Here is a 16,536-nt window from a genome sequence, read left to right as displayed (position 1 = left end):
GAGAAGGAGGAGGCTTATAACATGCTCGATCTTATTTTGAAAAACGGCAAAATCGTCGATGGCAGCGGCAATCCTTGGTACGGCGGCGATGTTGGAGTCAAAGATGGCATCATTGTTTCTATTGGCCAAATTGATCAAGAGGCTAGCCAAATCATTGATGTGGGACGCAAAGTAATTTCTCCTGGCTTCATCGATGGGCATTGCCACTCGGATCTGATGATTATTGATCATCCTTACAGTGAAATTAAGCTGCAGCAAGGGGTAACAACTGAGGTTGTCGGCAACTGCGGCCTCGCTCCTGCTCCATTTATTCGGAGTAAAGGCGCACTGCTGCAGTCGTATGTGCAGCCCGTACTTGGGAGTACAAGCTGGGAGTGGCCGTGGGAAACGGTTGGTCAATATATGGATTTTGTCAGCAAATCCAATCCTTCGGAGCACATCGCCACCTATGTAGCACACGGTGCACTTCGTATCGCAGTCATGGGCTTCGAGAACCGTCCTGCGACGAAAGACGAAATCGAGCGGATGAAGACACTGCTTGAAGAAGGGCTGCGAGCAGGCGCAATCGGATTATCAATTGGCCTATTGTATGCACCTGGCAGCTATACTTCACGCGAAGAGCTGGTTGAGCTTTGCAGCGTTTTGCCTAAATACAACGGTTTGCTCTCCACACATATTCGCGGTGAGGGCAATAACTTGCTGCCGTCCGTTGCAGAGGTCATATGGATCGCTGAACGAGTCGGCATCTCGCTGCATATCAGTCATTTGAAAGCAGCAGGCCGCGCCAATTGGGGTAAAGCGCTTGATGCGCTGGAGCTTGTAGAAGCGGCAAGAGCACGCGGTATGGACGTCACAGTTGATGTTTATCCCTACGCGGCAGGCTCCACCACCTTAACAACCGTCCTCCCTCCTTGGGTGCTAGAGGGCGGCATTCATGCAACACTTGAAGCGTTCCGCGATAAGGCGCTCCGCCTGCGGATCAAAGAAGAGCTAAGCCGCGAGCAGGACACTTGGGATAATCTTGTATGTTCAACTGGCTGGTCCAGCATCATTATTTCTTCGATTCAGACCGAAGCGAACAAGGCACTCGAAGGCAAATCAATCGCCGAGGTTGCCGAGCTTCGCGGAGAACATCCCGTCGATTGCATGATGGATCTTCTGCTTGAGGAGAATGGTCAAATCGCGATTGTCTACTTCCATATGTCCGACGACGATGTGAAGCAGGTCATCGGTTATGAGAAATCATTGATTGCATCCGACAGCTTGAACTGCGAGATCGGCAAGCCTCATCCGCGCACGTACGGCACCTTTCCACGCGTTTTTGCCAAATATGTGCGTGAAGATAAGGTACTGTCGCTTGAGCAGGCGGTTCGCAAGCTAACCTCATTTCCCGTACAGCGCTTTAAACTTGGCAAAAGAGGACTGCTTGTGCCAGGATATGCTGCTGACATCACGGTATTCGACCCAGCTGTCATCCAAGACACAGCTACGTTCGAGGACCCGCGTCAATATCCGTCCGGCATCTCGCATGTTATCGTTGCCGGCCAGCTCACGCTTTCACATGGTGAACACACGCATAAGCGCGAAGGTAATCTTATTCGCGCGCAGCACTGCTGCACGCATTAGTTAACCCGCAATACACAATTGATAAACAAGGAGCTGTTTTATAATGTCTATTATTGAAAAACGTCTTGCTGAGCTAGGAATTGTTTTGCCTGAAACGACTAAGCCTAAGTTCTCCTACATTCCGGTCAACCAAACGGGCAATCTCATCTATACTTCCGGCTTCGACTGCCGTATCGATGGTGTTCTCATGTATGAAGGTAAAATCGGCTCTGATCTAACGATCGAGCAAGGTCAAGAAGCAGCGCGCCAAGTCGTTATCAACCTGCTTGCGGCGATGAAAACTCACCTAGGCGACCTTGACCGTGTCGTAAAAATCGTAAAAATTCTTGGTTTCATCAACAGCGCTCCCGGTTTCGGCGATCAGCCTTATGTGCTGAACGGCGCATCGGATCTGCTCATTGAAGTATTCGGAGAAAATGGACGCCATGCAAGGTCCGCGATTGGTACAAGCGACCTTCCATTCCATACGCCAGTTGAAATCGAGCTCATCGCAGAGGTTCGCGAATAGCATGAACAGGCAAAACCCCCAAGGCTCAGGCACTTGGGGGTTTAATACTATTTCAATTAGTGGAAAACGCATTGATTCCGATTTACAAGCAAGCTTTGTTGATTACCAGCATACAGCGCGGGAAATAATAACAAGCAAAATGAAGAGTACCAATATAATACCGATACCAGTTCCCCAGCCGCCAACTCCAGTTCCACAATTGCTAACACCTGCAACTGGATAAGAAGGTCCGCAATTTCCTGCGCCAACCCCTGCTACTCCATAGCCCATTTGTTCATCTCCTTTTTACTAAGGTACAGTATCCTATGATTTTTAGTAAAAAAGGTATAGGCTATTTCGTAAAATGTGCTCCTGCTCATTTTTTATGCCCGCCCACACTTTCTTGAAATGGCTAAACGCCTCTGCTCTGGGTGAACAAGTCTATTTATTCTGGCTATCGATGAGCGTCAAAATAAACGTCAATGCTTCTGCACGAGTAGCCTTTGCCTGCGGTTCAAAGCGATTGCCGCTTCTCCCCTTAAGCAGATTGCGAGAAACAGCAGCCGCTACAGCCGGCTTAGCCCAAGCTGGTATTTGCGAGGCATCCGCAAAACGAATTGACGGGTTCTCGTCGAGCGGAAAACCAGATGTACGCATCGTCATTGCCACCATTTCCGCTCTTGAAATATGGCGGTTTGGCCGGAAAGTACCATCGTCATAACCGCTAATTACCTCAGCATTCACAGCCTCCGCTATTAAAGCCTCTGCCCAAGCTGGAAACTGTCCCTTGTCTTTAAAATTAACTTCCTTCGCTTGCTTAGCATTCAACTCGAATGCACGGCCGATCATAGCAACAAATTGCGAACGCGTTACCCAGCCATTAGGTTGAAAAGCACCGTTCTCAAAGCCTGTTACGATGCCAAGCGAAGCCGCTCTTGTAATATTTGCCTCAGCCCAGTGGCCTTTTATATCACTGAAGGATACTGGCGTCGAAGAACTTAAGAGCAAAGCCAGCTTCGCCGCATTTTTCAGCTGAACCGCCTTGACCTGGCTATCGACCAGCTTCGCTTCTACCAGCTCAACGCTCGCCTTTCCACTCGCAACTCCCTCAAAAGTAAACGTCGCAATAGCTGCCGATCCGCTCACTCCGCTATCCTTCCCAATCTTCGTATGAGCGAATGTTATAACCCCATCTTTATCAATCGGTGAAATAGGCATTCCTTTCCACGCTGCTGTCGCCTGTTTGAATTTAAGCTTTGCTGTGTTGTACTTCAGTTTAATCTCGAAGCCATATAAATCATTTAATTGCTCCCCTTTTACAACGACCTCAACTGGCTGTCCGACTGCCGCATTTTTCTGATTGACGGTAAGCGACAACGTTGCAGCCGCAGCATATGCAGCAGGCAGCAAGGCTGAGCGGCCAATGCCCGTTAGCGTAGAGACGCCAGAAAACAACGTCATCACTATTAACAAAATTGCTATTTTTTTCACTCTCAACAACATGTCCATTCTCCTTCCAAATCGTGTTTTTCGTTATGTTCAATAGGGAGCGTGCTAGTGAAAAGGCTGACAGCAGCTTAACTAGCGCTTGTCAGCCTTTTTCTTTATACAACTATTATGATTTCGGCTCGCTCTTGCTGTCGTAGCGGTTGCTCCACTCTTTTAAAATAGTGTCTCTTTGTTTAGCCGCTTCTTGCAGATCGTATTTGATTAATTGCTCAATCGGGTTTTTAGTATAACCTTCTGGAATGACGCTAGTGTCACTCTTCACAGCTACGATCGGATAGTTTTTGCTATATTCAGCCATTGCATCGTCTGTAATTGCCCAGTCCAAAAACGTCTGTGCTGCTTTTTTCATTTTCGATTTCTTAATCATTGCATTTGCCTCGACATCCCAGCCTGAGCCTTCTGCCGGGAACACTACTTCAACTGGCGATCCGCCGCTTTTTTCTTTAATACCGCGGTATCCGAAGGAGATCCCGATTGGATATTCGCCAGTACCAGCCATTTTTGCCGGCTTCGAACCTGAGTGTGTGTAGATGCCAATGTTCTCATGCAGTTTGTCCATGTATTCCCATGCTTTATCTGCTCCAAGCAGCTGCGCCAAGCCCGATACCGTGAGGAAACCCGTACCAGATGATGCAGGGTTAGGCATCGTGATTAGACCTTTATATTCTGGCTTAAGCAGATCCTCGTATGTCTTCGGAACTGCCAAACCTTTTTTCTCCAGCTCAACCGTATTAGCAATAAAAGCAGTCTCCCATGCATCAATGCCTACCCAATGCTCCGGACTTCTAGTATCTTTAAACTCAGCAAGAATCCGATCTACGCCAGCAGGAGAATAAGGCTCCAGCATGCTGTTTTGATCCAGTACTAGCAAGCTTGTTGCTGCAACGCCCCACACGACATCCGCTTGCGGATTATCCTTCTCAGCAAGCAGCTTAGCCGTAATGATACCTGTTGAATCACGAACGATATTCAATTTGATGTCTGGGTATTTTTCATAAAAAGTTTTCAAATACTCTTTAATAAGATCATCCTCAAGCGCAGTGTATACGGTAAGTTCTTTGCTATCCGTATCAAGCGACGATTCTGTTGATTCTGTTGCTTCAGAAGTATTGCCCATTTTGTTATTTCCTTTACTGCTCGATCCTCCGTTACCTCCGCATGCGGATAATGCCGTAACAATAACTATCATGCTCACAAGCAGAAACCAGCTTCTTTTCATTTTTTTCTCTCCCTTTGTTTGTTCTTCTTCTCTATTCCTACTATATGCTTGTTTGTTTAACGCACTGTAAAATACAAGTAAATAAATTGTTTTGTTTTTGATTTCCGCTAATTAGATGTGTTTTTCCTTTGAGTAATTTGCATTTGGTTGGTAAAAAAAAAAGAACCTCCAAGTCTTATTAGACTCAAAGATTCCTTTGCCATAAACAGCTATTCTGCTACAATCCAGTGCACATCCTGATCATCAAGCTTGGAACGCCAAGCCTGTGGAGGCGCTACATCGCTAATAATCATATCAATCTCTTTAAAATCGGCAATCTTATAAAAATGGTTCGTCCCAATCTTCGTATAATCAGCTAACACGATCGTTTGCTTGGCTTGTTTCATAAAAGTTCTAGCCAACACGCCGCGCTCATCCTCGTAGCTTGTCACACCGCTATCAATCTGTAAACCGTCAGCAACGATAAAAGCCTTATCCACATTAAAACTGGACATAAACTCCATCGCAAGCGTACCGGATGTCCGGTAATGCTTCGGGTTAATGCGACCGCCAATAAGCACGATTTCACCATCAAATATATTGCGATTTTTGTAGCCAATCAGCAAGTTTAAGGTATAAACGGATGTAACAAGAACGGTAAGTTGTTTTTTGTAAGCAAGTGAATCGATCATTTGCAGCGTCGTTGTTCCATCGTCGATGACAACGACGTCTTTATCCTGAATGAGAGAGGAGGCAGCTCGTCCGATCCTTCTTTTCTCTTCAGCCTGCTGCACCTCACGCCGAACATAAGCGGGCTCTTCCCGCTCCACATTAATCTTAACGGCGCCGCCGTATACTCGCTTGAGCTTAAGCTCATCCTCCAGCTCCTCCAAATAACGGCGGATCGTTTCCGATGATACATCAAGCGCCTGCACAAGCTCCGGCGTTCGAACCTTTCCTTTTAGCTGCAGCATATTAATGATGATCTGCTTCCGCTCTTCTCCGGCTAGCGACATCTCTATTTCCCCTTCGTCTTCAGCTTAGTCTACTGTTTTTATTATTAATCGTATTCTAGCCTACTTCAACTAAACTCTCAATCTTTTCATGAATGAGAATGCCGCGCTTGCTTAGCTGCTCAAATATAATGCTCGGTTCAAAAGCTTCTTCCGGTGTTATGATTCCTGTTTGATCTTTGCATAACGTCTGACCGCTCGCAATAAGCTCCGTCGCTATCGCAAGTGGAATGCCGACGTTTCTAGTGTACGCACGGAGTTTCTCCCAGCCTTCTACTGAACCATCCGATGCAGGATGTGTATGGGTAAGTGTATGTTTGCAAGCTTCGCCAGTCTGTGCCGATATCCCTGTTACTTCAATATGAAGAGAATAACCGTATAATTCCGTTTCATGGCCTTCCTGCGATTCGAATAAGTATTGCCCAATCGCATCCATAATGCCAATTTCCTGGCCTGCAATGTTTATACGATCGTTGCGCATAAACCCATAGTCATATAACGCACGGACGAGTCTCATATTTTGCTGAGGCCATGTACCGCGTACTTCAATTAACTGAACATCCTTGCTCTCAAGCGCTTTTGCCAGCGTTCGTGTCTCTGCGTGCGGAATAATGTATTGAATCGATTTGCCGTACGGCTCTGGCAGCTCAATTTCACGTGGACGAGCAAACGGCTCCACCTGAATGAATTGCCCCTTCTCATAAACTACGCGTCCCGGCAGCTTCGGATCATACTCATAAACCGTCGTTTCCGCTATTGATTTGGAGAATGCAATCGGCCGGTATGAGCCATGACTAACCCGTACCTCATGCACTTCCTTCAACTGATTAGCAGCATGCATCGCCATCATTTGCGTTACACCGGGCGTCATCCCGAAGCCAGGTAAACACATTTTTCCGTTGCGGACAAATACATCGTGACTTGCATCTTCTTCGCCAAAGCCGTTCAAATTAATACCGTGGCAGCCAGCCTCTGCAATACATGCCGTGGACAAGCCGTTTAATGTAATCGTAGTTCCATCCATTACAATATCATAGCCGCGAAGCTGTTCTACCGTTGCCGCATGATCATGCACATTCACTCTGACTGCATTGACACGATTATCATTCAGTGAGGCAGCAAGCTGCTGCGCCGCTTCCAGATTGAAATCACCGATCGTAATGACCTCAAATGAGGAGTACTGAACAAGATCCAGCACCGCTTCCATACAAATTCGACCTGCACCGCCAAGACAGAATACTTTCATCGTCTTCACTCTCCTACTGTTCCTTGTCAAAGGATGAATAAATGCTTTTGATCACATGAACCAATCGTGCCATATCTGCTGGATTAACATCACCAATGCTGCCAATTCGGAAAGTCGGCTCCGAGGTCAGCTTCCCTGGATACAGAACAAAACCTTCCTTCTTTAAGCTTCCGTAAAATGATTCAAATGAAAAGTTAGCGCTTGGGTAACGAAATGCCGTAATAATAGGAGATTGCCACTCACGAGGAAGCAGCGCACTGAAACCAGCAGCCTCCATCCCCTCAGTTATTACTTGTTGATTGCTGCTGTATCGAGCTTCACGAGCCGCGATTCCGCCTTCAAGCTCCAGCTCCTTCAGCGCCTGGTCGAATGCGCGAACAACATGTGTCGGCGAGGTATAACGCCATTTGCTATTCGAGCGCTCCATCATGTCCCATTGATCATACAAATCAAGCGATAAAGAGCGCGCATGGCCCTTGCATTTGGCAATGGCATCACGGCGGGCAACTACAAAACCAAAACCCGGTACCCCTTGGATACATTTGTTGCTGCTGCTAATGAGGAAATCAATGCCCAGCTCATCTATGTCCATAGCTACACCTCCAAAGCTGCTCATAGCGTCAACAATAAACGTGACATTATGGCGCTTAACAACTTGAGCTATTTCATTCAAAGGGTTAAGGATGCCTGTTGTCGTTTCGCAATGTACAATGGCAACATGTGTAATCTGCGGATCATCCTTAAGTGCTTTCTCGATGACTTCCGGATCAATAGGGCTGCGCTCGTCAAAACGGATTGGCGTAACTGAAATACCAAGCACGTCGGCAATTTGAACCATTCGCTCGCCGTAAGCTCCATTAACGGCAATAGCCAATTTACCGCCTTGCTTCGGCATCGCCGTGCCTATTGTGGCTTCCACGCTAAACGTCCCGCTGCCCTGCATCAATATAGCAGTATAGTCTTCTGCCGCCGCTTGTGCAGCAAGCTTCACGAGCCGATCTCTTATCGAAGATACCAGCTGATTGTATTGATCATCCCACGTACACCAATCCTTCATCATCGCTTCCTTCACGGTTCGAGTCGTCGTTAGCGGTCCTGGCGTAAGAAGTAAATATGGATTTTCTGTTAGCAATAATGCATCATTATGTGATTTCATGGACGATCCCCCGCTTGCAGTCTTTCGTTGATGTGTGAAATAACGCCATCCAGCTCGCCAATCTCACGAATGATAAAATGTGCTCCCGCTTGCATCAAGCGATCCGAAACTTCAACAAACAGCTTCTCCTTCTCGCCCTCAGACAGGGCTTCCGTTTCCGCTTGTGTCAAACCCACTTCATTCCCGCCGAAAATAACGCCTACCGACCATGCACCTGCATTTCTACCTTCTCTCATATCCGCTTCCGTATCGCCGCATTTGACGATATGGCTCATCGGATACGTACCGAGCAGCTCCGCATTGCGGAAAATCATCCATGGATGCGGACGGCCTTCGGCTGCTTCATCTGGCGTTACAGTACTATCTGGCGAATATCCTTGCTTCGCAGCTTCCGGCGCAATAATGTCCATCATGGGACGCGTATAACCTGTCGTCGTTCCAATCTTGATGCCCTGCTCGCGAAGTCTCTCAATAAGGGCAAGCGCTCCGGGCACTGGTGTTGCATATTGATGAAGAATGGAGAACAACATCGGTTCAAACTTTTCATACATTTCATCAATATCATTTTCATTTGGCTTGCTGCCAAACTTCGCTTGCCATGCAGCAGACACATCAGGATCGGAACAAATATCGCGCAAATGATCCTTTTTCATGCGACCCATCGGCTTCCGAATCGCTTTGAACGACGCCTCAATGCCTCTTTCTTCGAATAAGCGGCGAAACGCTTCAACCGGAGCAAAGCTTCCATAATCAACCACTGTACCTGCCCAATCCAATATGACTGTTTTAATCATGAGTAAAAACCTCCATCGTATAATGTGTATTTGTTTTTTTGAAAAATTGTTTTTGGCTTCGCCTTATCGCTTCTGCCAAGCTGACATTTTGCGTCTCAGCCTTGCGGTGCCCGCTTCATATAGAAAGCGAACGACAACATTGAGGAGCACAACGAGCACAGACATCGCTGCCGCCGCTGCCGTATCGCCCGCATCGTCCATGCTGACGATGGAAACCGAGGCAATTCGCAAGTCCGATGCATACAGAAAGACCAGTGCAGATACCGTCACCATTGCATTTACGAAAAAGTAAACTGCCATTTCTAATATGGCCGGCAAGGACAATGGCACCGTAATGCGATAAAATGTCCGCAGCTTCGAGACATTCATGGACTCCGAGACATTGTCGAACTCCTTGTCCAGCATTTTTAAAGTTGCGGTCGCCGTCATGAATGGAACGGAGTAAAAATGCACAACATTAGCCAAAACAAGAATGATCATCGTTCCATAAATAAAGTGAAACGGGTTGGACGGATGATTAAAGAAATAAATAAAAGATAATCCGATGACCAGCCCTGGAAGCGCCAGTGGCAAAATTGACAAGAAATAAGCAGCTTGCCGGATCGGACGATAGACACGTCCATTTTCGATCAAATAAGCAAACAAAAACGTAATGATCGTTCCGATTACCGCTGTCCAAGCGGCCATCTCAATGCTGTTCCAGAACGGATCGAAGCCACCTGCCGCTGCATTGGAGAAGTCGAAGTTGCTCCACGTTAGTGACATGTCATACGGCCACTTCTTCACGAGAGAAGCAAGCAGAACAGCTCCCATTAACAGCAATATCATGGCTGATAAAACAATCGCATACGTATACGCCCAAACATTGCGCAGCCGATTGTTCTTCACGGAATAAGGAACAGACTTTGATGTGACGTACGCCTGCTGCTTCCGCGTGACGATTCGATCCACGATAAACGCGAGAATGGCGGGAATGGTCAGGACGATGCCGACTACAGCTCCCATAGACATATTTTGCTGGCCGACAACCTGTTTAAAAATATCAGTGGCCAGCACGTTATACTGTCCGCCTACGACCTTCGGTGCTCCAAAATCGGTGAAGCTGAGCGTAAAACAAATGACGACTGCGCTGAGCAGCGCATATTTTACAGACGGCAGCGTTACGGTAAACATTTTTCGCAAGCTGCTCGCGCCCATCGACTCGGCTGCCTCATATAAGCGATAATCGCTGACGGCAAGCCCCGCGCACAAAATAAGAAACGCCTGCGGAAACGTATAAATGACCTCAGAAATGATGATGCCTACTTTTCCATAGAGCGGAATTCGCCACTCAAACGGCAGCAGTCCGAACAACCCCGTAGAGATAAGACCTTGATGACCAAATAAATAAGTAAGCGCGAGCCCGTGCATCATGGTTGGTGCGAATAAGGGCAGCATGGCAAGAGCTTTGAAGAAGGACTTGCCTTTAATATTTGTGCGAGTCAATACGAACGCCAGCCCAAAGGCAAGCGGCACAGCAATCGCGGTTGTAGCTGTGGATACGGTAATCGTGTTCAGCATCGATTGAATGAGTGATCTTGACTGCAGATACGATGAAAAATGAGTGAAGCCAACCAGATTTCTATCTGAATCCATGAACGCCTGCTTAAACATCGCGAACAGCGGCAGGACAATAACAGTAATAAGTGTGAGCAGGACTAGCACTAGCAGGAGCTTAATAACGCCATTGCTCTCCCGTAACTTTTGATTGCTTTTTCTCACCCACTGCGAGGGCAGAGCTTGATCTATTTTCCCTTTCATTCTCTACCTCCCCACGTTCCCAGCGATTGCCGCAGGATAATGAAGCATACGCTCTTGCGGCATTTGAAGATGAAATAGCTTATTGCGCGACCATTCAAATCGATTAGCTATTTGCGCCGATATATCCACCGTTACGCTTATGTCTGAGTGCTTCCCGTGTTCATTCGCAAGCTGCAAGCTTACACGATAGAATGCGCCACGAAACTCCACATGCTGAACAAAACCGCTAATTCCGCTATCATTAGATAGGCCGCCCGTATGCTTTTCCTCATCAATCTGGATATGTTCCGGCCTTATAGCTAACAAATCATTTGGGCTTGCCCCCATCCATCTTTCTGTTCCTACAGGGAAAAAATTAATAGCTCCAATGAAATCAGCGACAAAAGGCGTATTCGGCTTGTCATATACCTCTTGCGGCGTGCCAATTTGGACAACCCGTCCTTGATCCATGACGACAATCTGATCCGCCATCGTCAGCGCTTCTTCTTGGTCATGGGTAACCATAACCGTCGTAATGCCAAGCCGCTCTTGCAGCTCGCATAGCTGTTCGCGCAGCTTCTCCCGCACCTTCGCATCAAGCGCAGAAAGCGGCTCATCCAGCAATAAAATATCAGGCGATAAGGCGATTGCTCTTGCGAGCGCCACCCGCTGCTGCTGGCCTCCGGAGAGCTGTGCTGGATACCGATCCCTCACCTCAGTCAGTCCAATGAGCTCCAGCATCTCTTTCACACGTTCTTCAATTTGACGCTTCGGCTGCTTCCCTTTGAGACCGTAGCCAATGTTGTCGCTCACACTTAGATTTGGAAATAGCGCATACGATTGAAAAACGATGCCAAAGTTGCGTTTGGATGTATGCTGCGTCGTAATATCATTTCCATCAAGGATAACGGTGCCGGCATCAGTCTGTTCAAGACCTGCGATAATACGCAGCAATGTCGTCTTGCCGCAGCCGCTTGGGCCGAGCAGACATGTGAATTTCCCTTTCGGAATATGAACGCTGACATCATGGAGTGCTTGAAAGCTGCCAAATGCCTTGCGAATACCATTAATCGCTAATCCTTCATTTTTCATTCTCATTCTCCTTGTGTTCTCGTAATAATCGTTCAAGAACGGTATTATGAAGTTAAAGCATTTGCATCGTTGATCTATTAGCAGTTTAAAATAGATTTGTTAAGTGAGTGTCAAACACAAGTAAAGATTGTGTGTTTAATTGCTTTTATTATGGTTTTAAGTTGTTTTAAAGATCCGAATGCTGTATTTTATGTGCAACAACCTTTTTTTCATTTCTTTAGCAAAGACAACAAACTAAAAAAAGGACGGGTTCAACACTTATGACAACGATTATTTTCGATTTAGACAACACGCTGATTTGGGATGAGAAAAGTACAGACGAGGCACTCGAAGCAACATGCGAAGCAGCCGAGCAAGCATTGGGTTTACAAATAGGACTTTTAAAGCAATCTATCATTCAATCTGCTCATTCTGTTTTTCGTGAATTGGAATGTTACGCTTACTTAGCGAATATTGAAGTAACTGCGATGGAAGCGATGTGGGCCCGGTTTGATGATGGAGAAGCAGCAGAGCTGCAATTAATGAAAGAGGCAGCACCTGCTTTCCGTAAAAACGTTTGGGAGAGAGGACTACAAAAGCTCGGCATCCACGATGAAGACCTTGCAGTCAAGCTTGCTGAACAGTTTCCAGCCGAGCGGCGCAAGCGCCCTTATGTATATGAAGAAACATTTGAGGTGCTCGAAGCATTATCTGCAAAATACACGCTTATGCTGCTGACCAATGGAACACCTGATTTACAGAAAGAGAAGCTCTATGGCATCAACGGATTATCCGATTATTTTCCCCATATCGTTATTTCGGGAGAAGTCGGCTGCGGCAAGCCGGCTCCGCAAATTTTCGAGCACACGATGAATCTCGCGGGGCTAAAACCTGAGCAATGTCTAATGGTAGGAGATAATTTGTTTACCGACATTTTGGGGGCGAGCCGAACCGGTATAGCAAGCGCCTGGCTAAATCGATCGAGACAGCAGCTGCCAGAAGGTGCCGCACGTCCAACTTTTGAAATACAATCCTTGAGAGATATTGAAGCGCTGCTTCCTCTATAAGTTGTTTTTAATACTATAAAAAGAGGCTCCACCTTGTCGTTTCGACGAGGTGGAGCCTCTTTTTAGTAATTTCTTCATATTGCGATTACACCTGTTTAACAACACAACCTTATGATAAAGAAGAATCAAAAACACACAAAAACAATTAATCACATTATTTAATGACATTATTTGTTTTGTTTTTAATCTATGTGTGGGAAGGATGTTGGATTATGGCCCCTATGCCATAAAAGTAAATCTACTGTCCCCTAATCGATTTCACGAGACACCTATTCGAAAAATTGGAGGTTATTATTCATGAATAAGACGATAAAAAAAGCATTTGTATCCACGCTTGCTGCCGTTACATTAATTACCGCATCAGGAGGATTTGTTCCGCTCAGCCAAACCGCTTTTGCAGCTGTTGTGAATGCCGACCTGCATGCAAAGTTCAGCTTTGAGAACAATGCCGCTGATAGTTCCACAAACAATCTCTCGGCTGACATCGTCGGCACTCCAACTTACGTTCCCGGAAGAATCGGACAAGCCCTTTCTTTAAGTTCAACTAGTGCCAATAAACAATACGTAAATCTAGGCAAGCCATCACAGCTCCAATTCGGAGTCGATAAAAGCTTCAGCTTCTCCTTCTGGGTGAAGTCCTCCGGCGTAGATTCCGATCCTTCCATTCTATCCAACAAAGACTGGAACAGCGGTGCTAATGTTGGCTACAACCTTTCTCTTCAATCCGATAAAAGGCTAAGATGGAATTTCAACACGGCAGGCGGAACACGTATAGATGCTGATATTCCAAACGTCGCTAATGGGAGCTGGCACCATATCGTCATCTCGCATGACCGTACCGTCGGACGCGTAGATTTTTATAAAGATGGCGTGCCTGTTGCAGTCTCTACTTCAAACGGGACCAAATTCAATAATATCGCAAGCGCCATTAGCATTACTGGTCGCACAGGAACGATCGATTCTGGTCTATCCACAATGCTCGGCAATGATGGCACTGGCAAATATTCTGCAGCTTTGGAAGCGCAGCTCGATGAGGTTCTCATTTTGAATCGTGCGATCACCCCTGAAGAGGTTACAGAAATTTTCAATAGTGCTCCGCCCATAGTAGTCAGCGATAAATTCAATGGCACGCTAAAATTCGTAGGTGCAACAGCCACAGCTCCTGGCACAGAATTTAGGCAGATGCTCGACCTGCGCACCCCTTCCATGACAACCGCGATCGACAGCGCGAGCGTAGAAATTGCCTATGACAGCAGCAAATTCACATTCTCACGTGCAACGAAAGCAACGAAAGTAGACACTTCAACACCAGGCATCGTTAAGCTGGAGCTACCAGCTGGAAGTGTATATAACAAAACCAACCCTTTAGAATTCGCGTCATCTACACTGTCTGATGTTTACTTTTTTGCGAAGGATGCAAGTGGACAAGGCACGATTCAAGTGACCTCTGCTGAGTTTTTCGTAGGCGGTAATAAATATGTGAAGGAAACGTTGAACACGCCTGCGCAAACTGTTCAGATTAATACAAAAGCATCTGAGGATATTAACAAAGACAGTCATATTACGATTGGTGATGTTGCCTTGGCTCAAGGGAAGTCCGTTCAAGAACTATCCAATATTGCTGATAAAGTAAAATATATGCCTTACAAACGAGTTGTCGTTATCGGCATTGACGGTGCCGGCATGTCGGTATCGAAGGATGCGCCATACTGGGAAACGCCAAGCTCTGTGAAGGAAACGGTAGGCGACCGATTAAATCTGCCCGCACTGCGCGGTATTATCGAGAAAGGTGCTGCTAGTTATTCCGTCACAACGACGCTGCCTACGGTTTCATCTCCTAACTGGGGTGCCATGTTAAATGGTATGGATTACAGCAAGCATCAAATTGACAATACGATTAGCGCAAATAATACCTATAGTGAAACATCGCCTTACCCGTCCGTCTTCAAAAAATTGCGCGAACAATTCCCGGAGACTAAGCTCGCTGCCTTTACAACTTGGTCCAACATCATTAATGGACATATTGAACCGTCCCTTGGTGCCGAAGGATATTCTGCGGGCGATAAAGCAAACGTCAATGCTTTTGCAAAATATGCGGCAGACGGCAGAGCATACGATGCATCCCTTATTTTCTTCCAATTGGATGATGTGGACGGTGTCGGACACTCGCTCGGTTTCTATACGAAGGATTATTACGCAAAACTCATGGAAACAGATAACCTTGTAAAAACGATCTATGACTCGCTCGGCAGCAAAAACCTGCTGGACGATACGCTTATTCTAATGACAGCCGATCATGGCGGCGGCACAGAAAACGCAGACCATACGCTCGGCAGCGCTACTGCCCATGGACAAGATTCGCCGCTTGCCAAAACGGTATTTATCGCAGCAAACGGAAGAACAATTGCAACGGATGTAGGCAAGGAGAAGCTTTTGCAAGGAGGAACAACGAAGGATATCGCTGCAACGATATTAGCTGCACTGGAGGTCGATTCACCGATTGGCGATTCCAAGACGATTGATGGCATGTTCGTCCCTCAGAAGGATCAGAACAAACCGGATGCTCCGAATCTTCAGTTAACCAAAATTGTTGACACCACTTCTAAACAATTAAAAGGTTATGAGCTCGCCGTTAGTCATCTGAACACTGATGCTAAAGCCTTGGATATCGAATTAGAGACTGGCGATCTAACGGTCCAATCGATTAAGCCGCTTCAAGCTGGTGTTACCGTATTACGAAATGAAAGTGCCAATGGAAAAACAAGAATCGTCCTCACAGCAGATTCCGCCATCTCGCCGGATCAGCCTATTGTACGGTTAGTAACGCAGTCCCAAAATAACGGTGCATCTGCGGTGCTTCATCAAGCGATGATCGCAAGTGGACAAGGAAAAGAGTCATTGCCTAACTTCACCGCTTCCGTTAAAGAAGAAGGGACAGAAACATCCGGTCCAACTGCTGTATTGGAAGGAAAAACGTCTGTCGTATCCGGTTCAACCTTTACGATTAAGCTAGGCTTGAATGATGTTTCGGACAACGTCTATGCACAAGATATCTCATTTAACTATGACCCGAATGCATTTGAATATGTAGCTAGCCGTTCACTTCTTGAAAAGGTTCAAATTGTGAATACCATCCATGATGAGAAAGGCAAAATCCGACTCATTCTTGCTAGTGAAGGGGTAGAAAATGCGGTTACCGGCAGTAAACAGGTTGTGGAGCTTACTTTTAAAGCAAACGAAACACAAACGGTTACTACAGGTAAAGTGACTGCGGATTCGATCTTAATTTCAAACGGCGAAGCTGAAGTTAATGCTGCTCCATACACCTTGAATATCCAAGTAACGCCAAAAGAAACGACAAACCCTGCCGATCAAAACCAAGATGGCAAAGTTAGCATTTCGGATTTGGCCCTCGTCGTTATTCATTACGGCAAACGCGAAGGCTCAGCGGATTGGGAACTAATTAAACAAGCTGACGTTAACAAAGACGGTGTCATCGATCTATTAGATCTTATTCTCGTCGCTCGCTCCATTGTAGAATAATAAGTATCATTAGCAACTTGTCCCATATGATAAACTATAACATCCCC

At 46.4% G+C, this 16,536-nt stretch carries 13 protein-coding genes; 4 read left to right on the top strand and 9 right to left on the bottom strand.

Annotation, left to right across the window (positions count from 1 at the left end):
- Nucleotides 1-21: 21 nt before the first annotated feature.
- Nucleotides 22-1,626, top strand: coding sequence for an N-acyl-D-amino-acid deacylase family protein (locus ACIFSR_RS10785; protein ID WP_339207371.1), 1,605 nt, complete (start codon nucleotides 22-24; stop codon nucleotides 1,624-1,626).
- Nucleotides 1,627-1,669: 43 nt separating this feature from the next.
- Nucleotides 1,670-2,134 (top strand): RidA family protein, encoded by a 465-nt coding sequence (locus tag ACIFSR_RS10780; protein ID WP_339207370.1) that lies wholly within the window; start codon nucleotides 1,670-1,672, stop codon nucleotides 2,132-2,134.
- A 102-nt stretch (nucleotides 2,135-2,236) separates the two neighbouring features.
- Here ACIFSR_RS10780 and ACIFSR_RS10775 read toward each other — a convergent pair whose 3' ends face one another.
- The 9 genes from ACIFSR_RS10775 to ACIFSR_RS10735 all read right to left on the bottom strand — a co-directional run bounded on the left by ACIFSR_RS10775 (nucleotide 2,237) and on the right by ACIFSR_RS10735 (nucleotide 11,900).
- On the bottom strand, nucleotides 2,237-2,404 hold the full coding sequence (locus ACIFSR_RS10775; protein ID WP_179089870.1) for a hypothetical protein: 168 nt from the start codon (nucleotides 2,402-2,404) through the stop codon (nucleotides 2,237-2,239).
- Between the two features lie 150 nt (nucleotides 2,405-2,554).
- Entirely contained in the window at nucleotides 2,555-3,616 is a 1,062-nt protein-coding gene (locus tag ACIFSR_RS10770; protein ID WP_430057323.1) for an S-layer homology domain-containing protein, read from the bottom strand.
- A gap of 112 nt (nucleotides 3,617-3,728) precedes the next feature.
- Nucleotides 3,729-4,841 (bottom strand): putative 2-aminoethylphosphonate ABC transporter substrate-binding protein, encoded by a 1,113-nt coding sequence (locus ACIFSR_RS10765; protein ID WP_430057322.1) that lies wholly within the window; start codon nucleotides 4,839-4,841, stop codon nucleotides 3,729-3,731.
- 209 nt (nucleotides 4,842-5,050) lie between these two features.
- Nucleotides 5,051-5,836 (bottom strand): DeoR/GlpR family DNA-binding transcription regulator, encoded by a 786-nt coding sequence (locus ACIFSR_RS10760; RefSeq protein ID WP_339207366.1) that lies wholly within the window; start codon nucleotides 5,834-5,836, stop codon nucleotides 5,051-5,053.
- Nucleotides 5,837-5,891: 55 nt separating this feature from the next.
- Nucleotides 5,892-7,079 carry a saccharopine dehydrogenase family protein gene (locus ACIFSR_RS10755; protein ID WP_430057321.1) on the bottom strand — a complete coding sequence of 396 codons (1,188 nt, stop codon included), beginning with the start codon at nucleotides 7,077-7,079 and terminating at the stop codon, nucleotides 5,892-5,894.
- 13 nt (nucleotides 7,080-7,092) lie between these two features.
- Nucleotides 7,093-8,235, bottom strand: a complete 1,143-nt coding sequence (gene phnW, locus ACIFSR_RS10750; RefSeq protein WP_430057320.1) for a 2-aminoethylphosphonate--pyruvate transaminase — start codon at nucleotides 8,233-8,235, stop codon at nucleotides 7,093-7,095.
- Nucleotides 8,232-9,029 carry a phosphonoacetaldehyde hydrolase gene (gene phnX / locus ACIFSR_RS10745; RefSeq protein WP_430057318.1) on the bottom strand — a complete coding sequence of 266 codons (798 nt, stop codon included), beginning with the start codon at nucleotides 9,027-9,029 and terminating at the stop codon, nucleotides 8,232-8,234. The genes phnW and phnX overlap by 4 nt, the downstream gene beginning before the upstream one ends.
- Before the next feature lie 63 nt (nucleotides 9,030-9,092).
- The gene (locus ACIFSR_RS10740) at nucleotides 9,093-10,829 is read right to left on the bottom strand and encodes a putative 2-aminoethylphosphonate ABC transporter permease subunit (protein ID WP_430057317.1); all 1,737 of its coding nucleotides are present in this window, start codon (nucleotides 10,827-10,829) and stop codon (nucleotides 9,093-9,095) included.
- Between the two features lie 3 nt (nucleotides 10,830-10,832).
- Nucleotides 10,833-11,900, bottom strand: coding sequence for an ABC transporter ATP-binding protein (locus ACIFSR_RS10735; protein WP_430057315.1), 1,068 nt, complete (start codon nucleotides 11,898-11,900; stop codon nucleotides 10,833-10,835).
- Between the two features lie 260 nt (nucleotides 11,901-12,160).
- On the opposite strand from ACIFSR_RS10735, the gene ACIFSR_RS10730 reads away from it, so the two are divergent.
- Nucleotides 12,161-12,946, top strand: coding sequence for an HAD family hydrolase (locus tag ACIFSR_RS10730; protein WP_430057314.1), 786 nt, complete (start codon nucleotides 12,161-12,163; stop codon nucleotides 12,944-12,946).
- Between the two features lie 297 nt (nucleotides 12,947-13,243).
- Complete coding sequence (locus ACIFSR_RS10725) at nucleotides 13,244-16,489, top strand: LamG-like jellyroll fold domain-containing protein (RefSeq protein ID WP_430057312.1); 3,246 nt, start codon at nucleotides 13,244-13,246, stop codon at nucleotides 16,487-16,489.
- Nucleotides 16,490-16,536: the final 47 nt, after the last annotated feature.

Origin of the sequence: Paenibacillus sp. NRS-1760 (genome assembly GCF_050467785.1) — a bacterium.
Taxonomy (GTDB): Bacteria; Bacillota; Bacilli; order Paenibacillales; family Paenibacillaceae; genus Pristimantibacillus.
The sequence above is the reverse complement of the archived record's forward strand: the minus strand, read 5'-3'. Positions and strand labels throughout refer to the sequence as shown.

Coding starts and splice junctions, on each gene's coding strand:
- ACIFSR_RS10785 (WP_339207371.1), top strand. CDS start 22: ATGCTCGATCTTATTTTGAAAAACGGCAAAATCGTCGATGGCAGCGGC.
- ACIFSR_RS10780 (WP_339207370.1), top strand. CDS start 1,670: ATGTCTATTATTGAAAAACGTCTTGCTGAGCTAGGAATTGTTTTGCCT.
- ACIFSR_RS10775 (WP_179089870.1), bottom strand. CDS start 2,404: ATGGGCTATGGAGTAGCAGGGGTTGGCGCAGGAAATTGCGGACCTTCT.
- ACIFSR_RS10770 (WP_430057323.1), bottom strand. CDS start 3,616: ATGTTGTTGAGAGTGAAAAAAATAGCAATTTTGTTAATAGTGATGACG.
- ACIFSR_RS10765 (WP_430057322.1), bottom strand. CDS start 4,841: ATGAAAAGAAGCTGGTTTCTGCTTGTGAGCATGATAGTTATTGTTACG.
- ACIFSR_RS10760 (WP_339207366.1), bottom strand. CDS start 5,836: ATGTCGCTAGCCGGAGAAGAGCGGAAGCAGATCATCATTAATATGCTG.
- ACIFSR_RS10755 (WP_430057321.1), bottom strand. CDS start 7,079: ATGAAAGTATTCTGTCTTGGCGGTGCAGGTCGAATTTGTATGGAAGCG.
- phnW (WP_430057320.1), bottom strand. CDS start 8,235: ATGAAATCACATAATGATGCATTATTGCTAACAGAAAATCCATATTTA.
- phnX (WP_430057318.1), bottom strand. CDS start 9,029: ATGATTAAAACAGTCATATTGGATTGGGCAGGTACAGTGGTTGATTAT.
- ACIFSR_RS10740 (WP_430057317.1), bottom strand. CDS start 10,829: ATGAAAGGGAAAATAGATCAAGCTCTGCCCTCGCAGTGGGTGAGAAAA.
- ACIFSR_RS10735 (WP_430057315.1), bottom strand. CDS start 11,900: ATGAAAAATGAAGGATTAGCGATTAATGGTATTCGCAAGGCATTTGGC.
- ACIFSR_RS10730 (WP_430057314.1), top strand. CDS start 12,161: ATGACAACGATTATTTTCGATTTAGACAACACGCTGATTTGGGATGAG.
- ACIFSR_RS10725 (WP_430057312.1), top strand. CDS start 13,244: ATGAATAAGACGATAAAAAAAGCATTTGTATCCACGCTTGCTGCCGTT.